The following is a 13,761-nucleotide window of genomic DNA, read 5'->3' on the forward strand; positions in this document are numbered from 1 at the left end:
TGCGTTCGATGAATGGCTCGCCTGCGACATGTGCGCGGCGCGCCGGCGGGTTGCAAGCAACGGGCATGACGCCTATCTTGCGGCCAGCAAACAGGCGGACGCGCCGTCTTGTGCCGGGCCACGGCATCCAAGATGCGGTCATGACGGCAGAATGTTATTCAGACGTAGAAAACCGGTCACGATTTCCGAAAGGCTCCGAGCGTTCCTTTGGCCACGCAAGGGCTTTCGGCGTGGCCCGCGTTATATCGCCTTGCGTGTCCTGCGCCTCGCTTCGACGCCGCATTCGATTGCTGTCGGCGTGGCTGCTGGCGTGGCATCGTCGTTCACGCCGTTCTTCGGCCTGCACATCGTCATAGCCGTCGCCCTGGCCTTTGTCTTTTCGGGCAACCTGGTTGCCGCCGCGATCACCACCGCGCTTGCCAACCCGGTGACGATCCCCATGATTCTGACGGCGTCCTATGAGCTCGGCATCGCCCTTTTGGGCCTCGAAAGCGCCCATGCCGCCAGCAGTGCCGACGTCATGCGTATGGTCGAGCACCTCGACCTTTCCGCCCTTTGGGGACCGGTGTTTAAGCCGATGCTCATCGGCTCCCTGCCGCTTGCCGCTGTTGGCGCGCTGATTTCCTATATCGCGGCTTACCATGCGGCTCGCATCTTTCAGAAGCGACGCCCGGCGCGCGCCAAAGACTTCGGACCATCCCCATGATCATAGGCATAGGCAGCGACCTGATCGATATCAGGCGGATCGAAAATTCGCTTTCCCGCTTCGGCGAGCGTTTCGTGCAGCGCTGTTTCACCGATGTCGAGATCGTCAAGTCCGAAGGCCGGAAGAACAGGGCTGCGTCCTACGCCAAGCGGTTCGCGGCCAAGGAAGCCTGTTCGAAGGCGCTGGGCACGGGGCTGGCGCAGGGTGTCTTCTGGAAGGACATGGGCGTCATCAATTTGCCCGGCGGCAAGCCGACTATGAACCTCACCGGCGGTGCGGCGGAGCGTTTGGCGCAGATGCTGCCGCCCCATCACCGGGCGGCCATTCACCTGACGATTACCGACGATTTTCCTCTGGCGCAGGCCTTCGTGATTATCGAAGCGCTGCCCGTTGCCCCGGTTGAGGGAACGGTTTAGAGCATTCCGCTGGAAAACCCGGTCCCGGGCGATTGAAGGGCAGGCAGTCTGCAGCATATGAGACCGCATTGTACGCAGTTTGAAGGTGGGATCAAAACTGCGGAAGAAAGTTGAGAGCAAGCCCCGGCGAGGGCGTTGCCATGATAAAGGAAGACAAAAGCGTGGCAGAAAAGACAGAAGCGAAGCAGAGCGGCCTCTGGGAAAACGTGAAGGTCGTTATCCAGGCGCTGCTCCTGGCCGTCGTCATCCGTACGGTGCTCTTTCAGCCCTTCACCATTCCCTCGGGCTCGATGATGCCGACGCTGCTCGTCGGCGACTACATCTTCGTCAACAAGTTCGCCTACGGCTTCTCTAAGTACTCCCTGCCGCTCTCGCCCGATCTGTTTTCCGGCCGCATCTTCGCAAGCGAGCCGAAGCGCGGCGATATCGTCGTCTTCCGCTTCCCGCCGAATCCCGACATCGACTATATCAAGCGCCTCGTCGGTCTTCCGGGTGATCGCGTCCAGGTGCGCAATAGCATCCTCTACATCAACGACAAGCCGGTCGACCGCGTGTCGGACGGTGCGTTCCGCGCCGATGACCAGTACGACACGGGCGGAGACGTCCCGGTCTATCGCGAAACCATGGACAACGGCGTTTCCTACGACACGCTCGACCAGTTCCCGGATTCGCGCGGCGACAATACCCGCGAATTCATCGTGCCCGAAGGCCACTATTTCATGATGGGCGACAACCGCGACAATTCGGCCGACAGCCGCTTTGACGTTGGCTTCGTGCCGGCCGAGAACCTGGTTGGCCGCGCCAGCATGATCTTCTTCTCGCTCGGCAACGACACCTCGTTCCGCGAAATCTGGAAGTGGCCGGCGAACCTGCGTTACGATCGTCTGTTCAAGGCGGTCGAATAATGAAGTCGCGGTCGCTGAGCACGGAGGATCGGGCCAAGCTCGAGACCGTGATTGGCTATCAGTTTGCCGAGAAGGAGCGCCTGGACCGGGCGCTCACCCATTCCAGCGCGCGCAGCGCCAAGGGCTCCAACTATCAGCGCCTGGAGTTCCTGGGAGACCGGGTGCTGGGGCTCTGCGTTGCCGAGCTTCTGTTCCAGACTTTTCGCGATGCAAATGAAGGCGAGCTCTCGGTGCGGCTGAACCAGCTCGTCAGCGCCGAAAGCTGCGCCAAGGTCGCCGACGATCTGGAACTGCACCAGTTCATTCGCACCGGCTCGGACGTCAAGAAGATTACCGGCAAGGCGATGATGAATGTGCGGGCCGATGTGGTAGAGTCGCTCATCGCCGCCATCTATCTCGATGGGGGCCTTGAAGCCGCCCGCGGTTTCGTGCTGCGCCACTGGAAAGACAGGGCAGTACGCGCCGACGGTGCCCGCCGCGATGCGAAGACCGAATTGCAGGAATGGGCGCATGCCAAGTTCGGCATCGCGCCGACTTACAGGACGGACGATCGTTCCGGCCCGGACCATGATCCCCGCTTCACGGTAACCGTGGAGATTTCGGGGATCGCGCCGGAGACCGGGATCGATAGGTCCAAGCGTGGCGCCGAGCAGGTCGCCGCGATGAAATTGCTGGAACGCGAAGGCGTGTGGCGGAAAAACTCCGCCGGAAATTGACGGAAAAAATGACGGATATGGAAAAAGATATGGCCGCCGAGGGCGCGCCGACCCGTTCGGGTTTCGTGGCGCTGATCGGCGCGACCAACGCGGGCAAGTCGACCCTGGTCAACCGCCTTGTTGGCGCCAAGGTGTCGATCGTCAGCCACAAGGTCCAGACGACGCGTGCGATCGTGCGCGGCATCGCCATCCACGACAACGCCCAGATCGTCTTCATGGACACGCCCGGCATTTTCAAGCCGCGACGCCGGCTCGACCGTGCCATGGTGACCACCGCCTGGGGCGGCGCCAAGGATGCGGACGTGATCATGTTCCTGATCGATAGCGAACGCGGCTTGAAGGGCGATGCGGAAGCGATCCTCGAGGGGCTCAAGGAAGTGCACCAGCCGAAGATCCTCGTGCTGAACAAGATCGACCAGGTGCGCCCAGAGGACCTCTTGAAGCTTGCGGCTGCCGCTAACGAGACGATCAAGTTCGACCGCACCTTCATGATCTCGGCGCTCAACGGTTCCGGCTGCGAAGACATGATGGACTATCTCGCGGCCGCTCTGCCCGAAGGGCCCTGGTATTATCCGGAAGATCAGATTTCCGATCTGCCGATGCGCCAGCTTGCAGCCGAAATCACCCGAGAAAAGCTGTTCCTGCGGCTGCACCAGGAACTTCCCTATTCCTCGCATGTCGAAACCGAGAAGTGGGAAGAGCGCAAGGATGGCTCGGTGCGCATCGAACAGGTGATCTACGTCGAGCGCGAAAGCCAGAAGAAGATCGCGCTCGGCAAGGGCGGCGACGCGATCAAGGCGATTTCTACCGCATCGCGCAAGGAGATCTCCGAGATCCTCGAGCAGCCTGTGCATCTCTTCCTGTTCGTCAAGGTGCGCGAGAACTGGGGCGACGACCCCGAGCGCTTCCGCGAAATGGGTCTCGAGTTTCCACGATAAGCCTGGCTGCACTGGCCCGCTGCAACAGGACTTGGCGCCCGCACAGGACGGGCGTCGCATTGCGGCGGCACGCGCCCGCCGAGATGCGCGCAGGTTGCCGCAACACTTTCAGATCTGCCGCATAAGTCCTTAAATCGATTCCGAAGCAAGGCCCCGTGCAGTGGCCGCCGAAAGCGAGATCAGACGTCTGAAATGCGCTTTCCCTCTGCGTCGAGAACCGGCTCGCCGTCCTCCTTCGAGAACGGACCCTTGTGCGTGTCGGGCAGGATGTCGAGCACCAGTTCGGACGGGCGGCAAAGCCGCGTGCCGATCGGCGTCACCACGAAGGGACGGTTGATGAGGATCGGATGCTCCATCATCGCGTCGAGCAGGCGATCGTCGCTGAGTGCGGGGTCGGCGAGCCCGAGGTCCTCATAGGGCGTGCCTTTCTGGCGGATCACGTCACGAACCGTCAGGCCGGCGTCGGCGATCATTTTTTCGAGTTCCCGCCGCGATGGAGGCGCCTGCAGATACTCGACCACAGTCGGTTCTATGCCGGCGTTGCGGATCATCGCCAGCGTATTGCGCGAGGTGCCACAGGCGGGGTTATGGTAGATCGTGACGTCCATGAGCTTGCCTCCTGCGAAGTCGAGACGGGCCGGCCGCTGCTGACGGGTCCCGACGATTGTTCTCGAAGTCATAGGATCGATGCCGGCAAGCGGCAAGCGGGGGTGCTGGATGGTGCCACAGTTCTTTCAGCGGTCGGCGATCCGGCGCTTTCCCAGTGCCGGTCCGATCACCTCGATCCGGTTGGTCCAGATGTAGCCGGAAAACCCCGGCGGCACCAATTCCAGATCCTGCATCGTATCGATCCCGGTGGTGAAGTCGCCGCCGTGATAGGGGCCGAGCAGGATGATTTCGCTTCCGGCCGCTTTCATGCGTTCGGCGAAACGGTCGGGCCAGCCCCACAGAAAGTGCGCATAGTTGCCGGGGACCACGACGAAGGTGTTCTTGCAGGCCTCCGGCATGAGACCCATCCAGCCGTAACCGAGATACCGGGTAAGGCACGCCATCGTCGATGTCCGGTCATAGCCGCGCATGCCGTCCAGGCGCTTCATCGTCTCGCGGGTCGGTTCTTCGCCGCCATAGACCCCGAACACAGCCTCTCGCCATTGCGGCTGCGCTTCGACCAGCTTTGCTAACGCCGTGCCTTCCTCGGCACGCCGGCTCTTGAAGTTGATCAGGAACTTGCGGTCGGGCAGGGAGGCCAGCACCTCGTCCAGCGTCGGCATCTGGCCGACACCCTTGCCGCGGAAGGGGAACGTCTTGCCGCCATCGGCCGTATAGCCGTAGCCGATATCGAGGCCCTTCAGCATCGCCATCGGCGTCTCTTCCGTCACGCCCTTACCCTCGGTCCGGCAATGGAGCGTCCAGTCGTGGAAGACGGCGAATTGCTTGTCCGGCGTCAGGTGCACGTCGAGTTCGACGACATCGGCGCCAGCATCGAAGGCGGCCTGCATCGAGGCGATCGTATTTTCGAGATAGGGATGCCGCGGGGTGTCGATGATCGTTGCCGTACAGGTGTCGTTGCCGACATTCGTTTTCGGATAGGTCTGGTGGACGCCTCGGTGTGCGAGCAGTTTCGCCGAGCCTGGCGGCGGCGTGACAAACAGCGACGTGTTCATCAGCCAGACCATGGCGGCAAACAGCGCAAAAGCGGCAAGGGCCTTCTTCATTCCGATTCTCCTCTTGAAATCGGGATTGCCCGACAATGTGGCGCGACGATGGTCACGCACGTATCGCGTGCGTGTCGCGGATTGCGAACAATGTGTCACCCGCGCGCGCGATTGACCCTCGGCCGAGCCCTGTGAGACGTAGCTACCGCTGATATTGCGATCCGGAGAAAAGAAATGCCGCAGCTTGTCGATGGGAAATGGGTCAAGGGCGACGTTGCGGCGAGCGAGATGAAGGGCGGCGCATTCCACCGGGAACCGACACGCTTTCACCGCTGGATCACGCCAGACGGAAGCCCGGGCCCGAATGGCCAGCCGGCTCTGCCGGCCGAGGCTGGGCGCTACCGCCTGTTCGTTTCCTATCTCTGCCCCTGGGCCTCGCGCACGATCGCTTTCAGAAATCTCAAGGGATTGCAGCAGATCATCGGGCTCACGGTGTCCAACCCGGTGCTCGGCGAGGATGGCTGGACCTATGACGAGCCCGTCGATGCCGGCGAGCGCGTCGGCAAGATCCGCTTCCATCATGAACTCTATGTGGCGAGCGACCCGACCTATACCGGCAAGGTCTCGGTTCCGGTTCTCTGGGATATGCAGGAGGGGCGGATCGTCAACAACGAGTCCGCAGACATCATCCGCATCCTGAACTCAGCCTTTGATCACCTGACCGGCAACCGGCTCGATTTCTATCCGGAGGCGCTGCGCAGCGACATCGATCGCTGGAACGGCCCGATCTACGAACGGGTCAACAACGGCGTCTACCGATGCGGCTTTGCGAAGACGCAGGAAGCCTATGATGAGGCGGTGGCGAGCCTGTTCGGCATGCTCGACGGGCTTGACGCGCACCTTGCGGCCAACCGGTATCTCGCCGGCGCTTACCTGACCGAGGCTGACATCCGCCTGTTCGTCACCCTGGTTCGCTTCGATGCGGCCTATCACGGCGCCTTCAAATGCAACATCCGCCGGATCGAAGACTACCCGGCGTTGTCGAGCTATTTGCGCGAAATCTATCAATGGCCGGGCATCCGCGAGAGCGTGCGCCTCGGTCACATCAAGCGCGGCTACTACGGCATTGCCCACATCAATCCGACCCGTATTGTTGCCGCTGGCCCAACCCTGGATTTCGATCGCCCGCATGATCGCGCTCGCCTGCCGGGCCGCGGGGTCGTTGGTGCTTAGGCCTGTTCCACAGCAATTGCTAAGGAAACAAATCTATGAGGGGCCACAAAGAGCCCATTGCCAATCGATTGAAGCTTCCTAGATTAATGGAAGTTCTGATGGATAGGAGCCCGATGGCGGCTGGCCTGACGAATATCCGGCGACGCAAGCACGAGGAGCCCGACGCGCCCGCTGGATGCCCGTGAGGCCACGCCCGAGCCGGTTCTCGCCGCTTCGGGACGCGCCGCGTCTGTTCCCAATGCGCGCTGGCGCACCTCCCGCAAGCCCCGAACGAGCCGACCCGTCGCATCTCTCATGCACCAGGACACGTCTGTAGGTCTGGTAGGGGTGGGATATGAATGCAGCATTGTTGACTTTGCTTCGTCGCCTGGTGCGCAACGGCAACCTGACGGTGACATTTTCTTCCGGCGAACAGGTCATCTTGGGTGACGGCACCGGAAAACCGGCATCGATCCGCATCGTCGATGCAGAAGCGGAGAAAGCGATCGTCCGGGACCCGGGCCTTCGCTTCGGTGAGATGTACATGGACGGGCGCGTCGTCATCGAAAGAGGCGACATCTTCGACGTGCTTTCGATCGTCAAGGACAATGGGCTGGAGAATGCGGCAACCTTTGCCAACACGCTGACGGCCCTGCAGCATGTCCTGCGCCAACAAGTGCGGAGCCGCATGCCCGTCAACCGCAACCGGCACAATGTTGCGCATCACTACGATCTCGATCGCAAGCTCTTCAACCTGTTCCTCGATGAGGACTGGCAATATTCCTGCGCCTATTTCCAGCCGCGGGGCATCTCGCTCGATGCGGCCCAGCTTGCCAAGAAACGGCACATCGCCGCGAAGCTTCTGCTGGAGCCGGGGCAGAAGGTGCTGGAAGTCGGGTCCGGCTGGGGCGGAATGGCCATGTATCTGGCCGAATCCTCCGGGGTGGAGGTCACCGGCATCACGCTCAGCGAGGAACAGCTCAAGGTGTCCCGTGATCGCGCCGCCAGGCGCGGGCTTTCCGATCGTGTCCGCTTCGAACTGCAGGACTACCGCACCATGCAGGGGCGGCAGTTCGATCGCATCGTCTCCGTCGGTATGTTCGAGCATGTCGGCATCGGAAACTACGGAATTTTCTTCAACAAGATGAAGGAGTTGCTGAAGCCTGAAGGCGTCATGCTGCTGCATTCGATCGGCCAGGTCTACAAGCCCTGGGCAACCAATCCATGGATCGAAAAATATATCTTCCCCGGCGGTTACATTCCCGCTCTTTCCGAGGTTCTGCCGTCGGTCGAGCGCATGCGGCTCCTGGTGAAGGATATCGAGATCCTGCCAATGCACTATGCCTGGACCTTGCGTGCATGGCGGGAGCGGTTTGTCGCTCGCCGCGAAGAGGCGGTGCGGCTCTACGACGAACGCTTCTTCCGCATGTGGGAATTCTATCTGGCGGCTTCCGAAACGGCCTTCCTCTACGACAAGCACTTCATCTTCCAGCTCCAGCTTTCACCTTCTCTCGATGCCGTTCCGGTCTCGCGCGGTTACATCGAGGAGCGGGAGCGGCAATTGATCGAGTTCGAAAAACGCCGGCCGCCGCTCGAACCGGTCAACAATTGGGATGAGGCGCCGCCGGAAGAACATATCGAGCCGGCTGCCATCGCAGTCTGATCCAAGGCCATCTCCTTGGCTCCCAGGGGGCCGGGGATGGCCACCTCCCATCTTCTGTGGAGTTCCGGATTTCCTCCGAAAGCCTTCACTTGGCCTGGAAGCTCTGCGCCTCTATGGTCGCCAGCCAAACGAACTGCCTGTTTCCCTGGATCGTCTGCGATCCAGGGACAAAACGTGCAGTGCTTCGAAGCGCTGCAGGAAAGACGGAATTGCCCATGGTCAGCCCCGCAAAATCGATCTCCGCCATCATCGCCAGTGAAATCAAGGCAACAGCTTCTCAGGTTACTGCCGCTGTCGAACTGCTGGACGAGGGGGCAACGGTGCCGTTCATCGCGCGCTACCGCAAGGAAGTGACTGGCGGGCTGGACGATACGCAACTGCGTGTGCTGTCGGAGCGGCTGACCTACTTGCGCGAACTCGAGGCACGTCGGGCGTCGATCCTCGAGTCGATCCGCGGGCAGGGCAAGCTGACCGACGAACTCGAAACCAAGATCGCCGCCGTCGAAACCAAAGCCGAGCTCGAAGACATCTATCTGCCCTATAAGCCGAAGCGCCGCACCAAGGCCGAGATCGCCCGCGAGCGCGGCCTCGGGCCACTGGCCGAAGCGATCCTTGCCGATCGCTCCATGGCGCCGGCCGATCGTGCAACCGCCTTCCTGTCTGCCGAGGTCGTCGATGTGAAGGCGGCGCTCGAAGGCGCCCGCGACATCATCGCCGAAGGCATGACCGAAAACGCCGACTTGCTCGGCCGCCTGCGCAACCACATGAAGGGCGCCGCCTTCCTGCGCGCGAAGGTGGTCGAAGGCAAACAGGAAGCCGGCGCCAAGTTTTCAGACTACTTCGACCACTCAGAGCGTTGGGCGACGACGCCCAGCCACCGGGCGCTGGCGATGCTGCGCGGTTGGAACGAAGAGGTGCTTTCCGTCGACATCGTCGTCGACCAGGACGATACCTCGCCGGTCAAGCCTGTCGAGCGCATGATCGCCGCCGACTACAATGTCGGCGCCCATCTGCCGGGTGACAAATGGCTGGCCGAGATGATCGGCTGGACCTGGCGCGTGAAGCTCTCCATGTCGCTGTCGCTCGACCTGATGCGCGAACTGCGCGAGCGCGCCGAAGAGGAGGCGATCCACGTTTTTGCCCGCAACCTCAAGGACCTGTTGCTTGCCGCACCCGCGGGATCGCGGCCGACGATGGGTCTGGATCCGGGCATCCGCACCGGCGTCAAGGTCGCCGTGGTCGATGGCACCGGCAAACTCCTCGAAACGACGACTGTCTATCCGTTCCCGCCGAAAAACGACATTCGCGGAACGCAGGCCGAGCTCGCCTCGCTGGTCCGCAAGCACAAGGTGGAACTGATCGCGATCGGCAACGGTACGGGTAGCCGCGAGACCGAAAAGCTCGTCGCCGACATGCTGCAGCAACTGCCTGCGCCAAAGCCGACCAAGGTCATCGTCTCCGAGGCCGGAGCATCGGTTTACTCGGCCTCCGAAACCGCCGCCCTGGAGTTCCCCGGCCTCGACGTTTCTCTGCGCGGTGCCGTTTCAATTGCCCGTCGCCTGCAGGATCCGCTGGCCGAACTCGTGAAGATCGAGCCGAAATCGATCGGCGTCGGCCAGTACCAGCACGACGTCGACCAGTCGAAGCTCAGCCGCTCGCTCGATGCGGTGGTGGAAGATGCGGTGAATGCCGTCGGCGTCGACGTCAACACGGCGTCGGCTCCGCTGCTCGCCCGTGTTTCCGGTCTCGGCAAATCCTCGGCGGAGGCGATCGTGGCGCATCGCGATGCGACCGGGCCGTTTGAAAGCCGCAAGGAGCTGTTGAAGGTGCCGCGGCTTGGCGCGCGTACCTTCGAACAGTGCGCAGGCTTCCTGCGTATCCCGAACGGCAAGGAGCCACTCGACGCCTCTTCCGTGCATCCGGAAGCCTATGGCGTTGCCAAGAAGATCGTTGCCGCCTGCGGCCGCGACGTGCGCGCGCTGATGGGCGACAGCGCTGCATTGAAGAAGCTCGATCCGAGGACCTTCGTGGACGAAAGGTTCGGCTTGCCGACCGTCAAGGACATCCTGGCCGAACTTGAAAAGCCGGGCCGTGACCCGCGCCCGAGCTTCAAGACGGCGACCTTCGCCGAGGGTGTCGACGACATCAAGGACCTGAAGGTCGGCATGCAGCTCGAGGGCACCGTTACCAATGTTGCGGCCTTCGGTGCCTTCATCGACATCGGCGTGCACCAGGACGGGCTTGTACACGTGTCGCAACTGGCGGACCGCTTCATCAAGGATCCGCACGAAGTGGTGAAAGCCGGAGACGTCGTGACCGTCCGCGTCACCGAGGTGGACGTCGCCCGCAAGCGCATCGGTCTGACCATGCGGAAGGACGGTGGCGTCGAGTCTGGCCGAGAGGCGCGTGGGGGTGCACCGAATGGTGGCAACCGCGGTGCGCCCGTGCGCCAGCAGAAGCCGCAAGCGCCGTCGCAAGGCGCCTTCGGCGCGGCCTTGATGGAAGCGATGAAACGCAAATAGCTGTGCCTCCATTGGGGCGCTCCGGCGCCCCGAGGGATAGTCTATAATTTAGATAATTGTAATAATCTTGGCTTTCCGCCATACTCTCCTCATCGTGGCACGTGCAGCTTTGTGAGCAATGTGCCGATCGAGCGGCCGGATAGACGGCGGAAAAGGTCAGCGGAAACTCCTCCTCCGCCGGGCATCCGGTGAAAGGAGTTGCGTGATGGTACGCAAGGTGATCCGCGGCTGCGCGCTGGCCGCCCTTCTGGCGGCAGGCGTGATGGCGCGCCCGGTTCCGGCAGTTTCCCAAGCCCCCATAAATTGCGCGAACCGATCCGAGGTGATCGAGTTTCTGGCGCGACAATATCGGGAAAAACCAGCCGCGACCGCGCTCATCAATCCTCAGGCGATCATGGAAGTCTACGCGGCCGACAACGGCAGCTGGACACTGATCGTCACCGACGTCAACGGCCGCAGCTGCGTCATCCTTGCGGGCAAGAGTTGGGAAGCTCTGCCGCCACTGCCGGTTCCAAAAGCATAGCCGGCCGCGCCATACCGTGCGCGGCCTCTCGCCGGCTGGGACCTCTCAGAGGGGGCGGCCGATGCTGGAATAGGCAAAGCCGTGCTTGGCGACCTCGTCCTGGCGGTAGATGTTCCGGAGATCGACGAGAACCGGCGTCTTCATCGCCGCTTTCAGGCGGCGGAAATCCAGCGCCCGGAACTCGTTCCATTCCGTCACGATCACCAGCGCGTCCGCCTCGTTGGCCGCCTCGTAGGGATCGCCGGCGTAATCGATGCCGTCGATGATCTTCCTGGCGTTCTCCATGCCTTCCGGGTCATAGCCGACAATGTGGGCGCCGGCATCCTGCAGCGTCTGCACGATGGCGATCGCCGGGCTGTCGCGCATGTCGTCGGTGTTCGGCTTGAAGGTGAGGCCGAGGATCGCGATCTTGTGGCCGCGCACGTCGCCGCCGGCGGCCGCGATCACCTTGCGTCCCATCGCCCGCTTGCGGTTATCGTTGATCGCAACCGTGGTCTCGACGAGGCGCACCGGCGCATCGTGATCCTGGGCGGTCTTGACCAGGGCCAGCGTGTCCTTCGGGAAGCACGAGCCGCCGTAGCCGGGGCCGGCATGCAGGAACTTCGAGCCGATGCGGCCGTCGAGGCCGATGCCGCGGGCGACGTCCTGGACATTGGCGCCGACCTTTTCGCAGAGATCGGCCATCTCGTTGATGAAGGTGATCTTCATCGCCAGGAAGGCATTGCCGGCATACTTGATCAGCTCGGAGGTGCGGCGCGAGGTGAAGACGAGCGGCGATTGGTTGAGATAGAGCGGCCGGTAAACCTCGGTCATGACGTCGCGTGCCCGCTCGTCGTCGCCGGCAACGCCGATGACGATGCGGTCAGGCCGCTTGAAGTCCTCGATCGCTGCGCCCTCGCGCAGGAATTCCGGATTGGAGACGACGGCGAAATCGGCGCCGGGATTGGTCTCGCGGATGATGCGCTCGACCTCGTCGCCCGTGCCGACCGGAACGGTGGATTTGGTGACGATGACGGTGAAGCCCTGGAGATTGGCGGCGATCTCGCGGGCGGCCGCATACACATACGAGAGGTCCGCATGACCGTCGCCGCGGCGGGAAGGGGTGCCGACCGCGATGAAGATCACGTCGCTGTCGGCGACGGCGGCAACGAGATCGGTGGTGAACGACAGCCGGCCCGAGGCGACGTTGCTGGCGACCAGCTGGTCGAGGCCGGGTTCGAAGATCGGGATCCGCCCCTGCATCAGCGCGTCGATCTTGCTCTCATCCTTGTCGAGACAAACGACGTCGTGGCCGAAATCCGCAAAACACACACCGGAAACGAGGCCCACATAGCCGGCGCCGATCATCGTGATTTTCATAGGCTCTTTCCTTTGTTGTCTGGCGAGCTCTTGTCGGTGAACGCGCAAACCATGCCGGTTTGCACGTGCTTATGCCTGCGGGGCCGAGGGGCCGGCTTTGCCGCCGACATTGTAATATTCCTCATACCAGGCGGCAAAGCGCGCCACGCCTTCTTCCACCGGGATCGAGGGTTTGAAATCGGTCAGTGCCTCCAGCAGATCGGGAGAAGCATAGGTGCGCGGCACGTCGCCCTGCTGCATCGGCAGCATGTTGCGCAGCGCCGGTTTGCCGACGGCCTTCTCGACCGTCTCGACGAAGGTCATCAGCTCGACCGGCTGGCCGCCGCCGACATTGACGACCCGGAACGGCCCCTGGCGCGACAACGTGTCCTCGGCCTTCTCGGACGACACGCGGTTTTCTTCCGCCGGCGCCACGTGCGAGAGCCGGAGAATGCCTTCGACGAGGTCGTCGATATAGGTGAAGTCGCGGCTCATGCGGCCTTCGCCATAGATGTCGATCGGCTGTCCCTTGTGGATGGCGTCGACGAACTTGAACAGCGCCATGTCGGGCCGTCCCCAAGGGCCATAGACCGTGAAGAAGCGGAAGGCCGTGGTTGGAACCTTGTAGAGATAGGCATAGCTGTGCGCCATCACCTCCATCGATTTCTTCGTGGCGGCATAGAGCGTCATCGGCTCGTCGGCGCGATCGGTCTCCGCAAACGGGATCTTTTCGTTGGCGCCGTAGATCGAGGACGTCGAGGCGAGCATCAGGTGCTTCGGGCCGAGTTCGCGCGCCAGTTCCAGGATGTTCCACGAGCCGACGAGGTTGGAATCGACATAGGCCTTGGGATTTTCGAGACTGTAGCGCACGCCGGCCTGGGCCGCGAGGTGGATGATGACCTCGGGCTCGGCAATCTCCGCCGCATGGCTCAGCGCCGCGCGGTCTTCGAGCATGCCGACGACGGCCTTGAAGCCGTTCGATCGTGCCAGGATTTCATGCCGGCGCTGCTTCAGCGTGACGTCGTAATAGGGCGTCATGCCGTCGAAGCCGACCACGAAATGTCCCTCGTCGATCAAACGCTTGGCGAGATGAAAACCGATGAAGCCCGCGGTGCCGGTGATGAGGTAGCGCACGACCATGTCCCCAGATTGTGTTGTCAGGGCGTT

The 13,761-nt window shown here is 62.4% G+C and carries 13 protein-coding genes; 9 read left to right on the forward strand and 4 right to left on the reverse strand.

The window, feature by feature from the left end:
- Window positions 1-151 precede the first annotated feature (151 nt).
- From ACQ5BM_RS04340 to era, 5 genes are all read left to right on the forward strand, one after another.
- Entirely contained in the window at window positions 152-706 is a 555-nt protein-coding gene (locus tag ACQ5BM_RS04340) for a DUF2062 domain-containing protein (protein WP_429808227.1), read from the forward strand.
- Entirely contained in the window at window positions 703-1,122 is a 420-nt protein-coding gene (acpS, locus tag ACQ5BM_RS04345; protein ID WP_429808230.1) for a holo-ACP synthase, read from the forward strand. The genes ACQ5BM_RS04340 and acpS overlap by 4 nt, the downstream gene beginning before the upstream one ends.
- A gap of 161 nt (window positions 1,123-1,283) precedes the next feature.
- On the forward strand, window positions 1,284-2,027 hold the full coding sequence (gene lepB / locus ACQ5BM_RS04350) for a signal peptidase I (RefSeq protein ID WP_429808233.1): 744 nt from the start codon (window positions 1,284-1,286) through the stop codon (window positions 2,025-2,027).
- Window positions 2,027-2,743, forward strand: a complete 717-nt coding sequence (gene rnc, locus ACQ5BM_RS04355; RefSeq protein ID WP_429808236.1) for a ribonuclease III — start codon at window positions 2,027-2,029, stop codon at window positions 2,741-2,743. Before lepB ends, rnc begins: the two co-directional genes overlap by 1 nt.
- 8 nt (window positions 2,744-2,751) lie before the next feature.
- Window positions 2,752-3,681 carry a GTPase Era gene (gene era / locus ACQ5BM_RS04360; protein ID WP_429808239.1) on the forward strand — a complete coding sequence of 310 codons (930 nt, stop codon included), beginning with the start codon at window positions 2,752-2,754 and terminating at the stop codon, window positions 3,679-3,681.
- A gap of 179 nt (window positions 3,682-3,860) precedes the next feature.
- Here era and arsC read toward each other — a convergent pair whose 3' ends face one another.
- Together arsC and ACQ5BM_RS04370 are read right to left on the reverse strand one after the other, a co-directional pair.
- Window positions 3,861-4,289 (reverse strand): arsenate reductase (glutaredoxin), encoded by a 429-nt coding sequence (gene arsC, locus ACQ5BM_RS04365; RefSeq protein WP_429808242.1) that lies wholly within the window; start codon window positions 4,287-4,289, stop codon window positions 3,861-3,863.
- Between the two features lie 126 nt (window positions 4,290-4,415).
- The gene (locus ACQ5BM_RS04370) at window positions 4,416-5,396 is read right to left on the reverse strand and encodes a glycerophosphodiester phosphodiesterase family protein (RefSeq protein ID WP_429808245.1); all 981 of its coding nucleotides are present in this window, start codon (window positions 5,394-5,396) and stop codon (window positions 4,416-4,418) included.
- Between the two features lie 174 nt (window positions 5,397-5,570).
- Between ACQ5BM_RS04370 and ACQ5BM_RS04375 the strand changes: the two genes are divergently transcribed.
- The 4 genes from ACQ5BM_RS04375 to ACQ5BM_RS04390 all read left to right on the forward strand — a co-directional run bounded on the left by ACQ5BM_RS04375 (window position 5,571) and on the right by ACQ5BM_RS04390 (window position 11,256).
- Window positions 5,571-6,569, forward strand: a complete 999-nt coding sequence (locus tag ACQ5BM_RS04375; RefSeq protein ID WP_429808248.1) for a glutathione S-transferase family protein — start codon at window positions 5,571-5,573, stop codon at window positions 6,567-6,569.
- Window positions 6,570-6,903: 334 nt separating this feature from the next.
- The gene (locus ACQ5BM_RS04380; protein ID WP_429808251.1) at window positions 6,904-8,211 is read left to right on the forward strand and encodes a class I SAM-dependent methyltransferase; all 1,308 of its coding nucleotides are present in this window, start codon (window positions 6,904-6,906) and stop codon (window positions 8,209-8,211) included.
- Between the two features lie 215 nt (window positions 8,212-8,426).
- Window positions 8,427-10,733, forward strand: a complete 2,307-nt coding sequence (locus ACQ5BM_RS04385; protein ID WP_429808254.1) for a Tex family protein — start codon at window positions 8,427-8,429, stop codon at window positions 10,731-10,733.
- Between the two features lie 205 nt (window positions 10,734-10,938).
- Window positions 10,939-11,256, forward strand: coding sequence for a hypothetical protein (locus tag ACQ5BM_RS04390; RefSeq protein ID WP_429808256.1), 318 nt, complete (start codon window positions 10,939-10,941; stop codon window positions 11,254-11,256).
- A 45-nt stretch (window positions 11,257-11,301) separates the two neighbouring features.
- Here ACQ5BM_RS04390 and rkpK read toward each other — a convergent pair whose 3' ends face one another.
- Window positions 11,302-12,615, reverse strand: coding sequence for a UDP-glucose 6-dehydrogenase (gene rkpK / locus ACQ5BM_RS04395; protein WP_429808260.1), 1,314 nt, complete (start codon window positions 12,613-12,615; stop codon window positions 11,302-11,304).
- A gap of 69 nt (window positions 12,616-12,684) precedes the next feature.
- Window positions 12,685-13,728, reverse strand: coding sequence for an NAD-dependent epimerase (locus ACQ5BM_RS04400; RefSeq protein WP_429808262.1), 1,044 nt, complete (start codon window positions 13,726-13,728; stop codon window positions 12,685-12,687).
- Window positions 13,729-13,761: the final 33 nt, after the last annotated feature.

It is taken from the genome of Ensifer sp. B1-9, from assembly GCF_050474445.1.
GTDB lineage: Bacteria > Pseudomonadota > Alphaproteobacteria > Rhizobiales > Rhizobiaceae > Ensifer.

Excerpts from the sequence above, each read along its gene's own strand:
- ACQ5BM_RS04340 (WP_429808227.1), top strand. The coding sequence starts at position 152 with ATGTTATTCAGACGTAGAAAACCGGTCACGATTTCCGAAAGGCTCCGA.
- acpS (WP_429808230.1), top strand. The coding sequence starts at position 703 with ATGATCATAGGCATAGGCAGCGACCTGATCGATATCAGGCGGATCGAA.
- rnc (WP_429808236.1), top strand. The coding sequence starts at position 2,027 with ATGAAGTCGCGGTCGCTGAGCACGGAGGATCGGGCCAAGCTCGAGACC.
- era (WP_429808239.1), top strand. The coding sequence starts at position 2,752 with ATGACGGATATGGAAAAAGATATGGCCGCCGAGGGCGCGCCGACCCGT.
- arsC (WP_429808242.1), bottom strand. The coding sequence starts at position 4,289 with ATGGACGTCACGATCTACCATAACCCCGCCTGTGGCACCTCGCGCAAT.
- ACQ5BM_RS04370 (WP_429808245.1), bottom strand. The coding sequence starts at position 5,396 with ATGAAGAAGGCCCTTGCCGCTTTTGCGCTGTTTGCCGCCATGGTCTGG.
- ACQ5BM_RS04375 (WP_429808248.1), top strand. The coding sequence starts at position 5,571 with ATGCCGCAGCTTGTCGATGGGAAATGGGTCAAGGGCGACGTTGCGGCG.
- ACQ5BM_RS04380 (WP_429808251.1), top strand. The coding sequence starts at position 6,904 with ATGAATGCAGCATTGTTGACTTTGCTTCGTCGCCTGGTGCGCAACGGC.
- ACQ5BM_RS04385 (WP_429808254.1), top strand. The coding sequence starts at position 8,427 with ATGGTCAGCCCCGCAAAATCGATCTCCGCCATCATCGCCAGTGAAATC.
- ACQ5BM_RS04390 (WP_429808256.1), top strand. The coding sequence starts at position 10,939 with ATGGTACGCAAGGTGATCCGCGGCTGCGCGCTGGCCGCCCTTCTGGCG.
- rkpK (WP_429808260.1), bottom strand. The coding sequence starts at position 12,615 with ATGAAAATCACGATGATCGGCGCCGGCTATGTGGGCCTCGTTTCCGGT.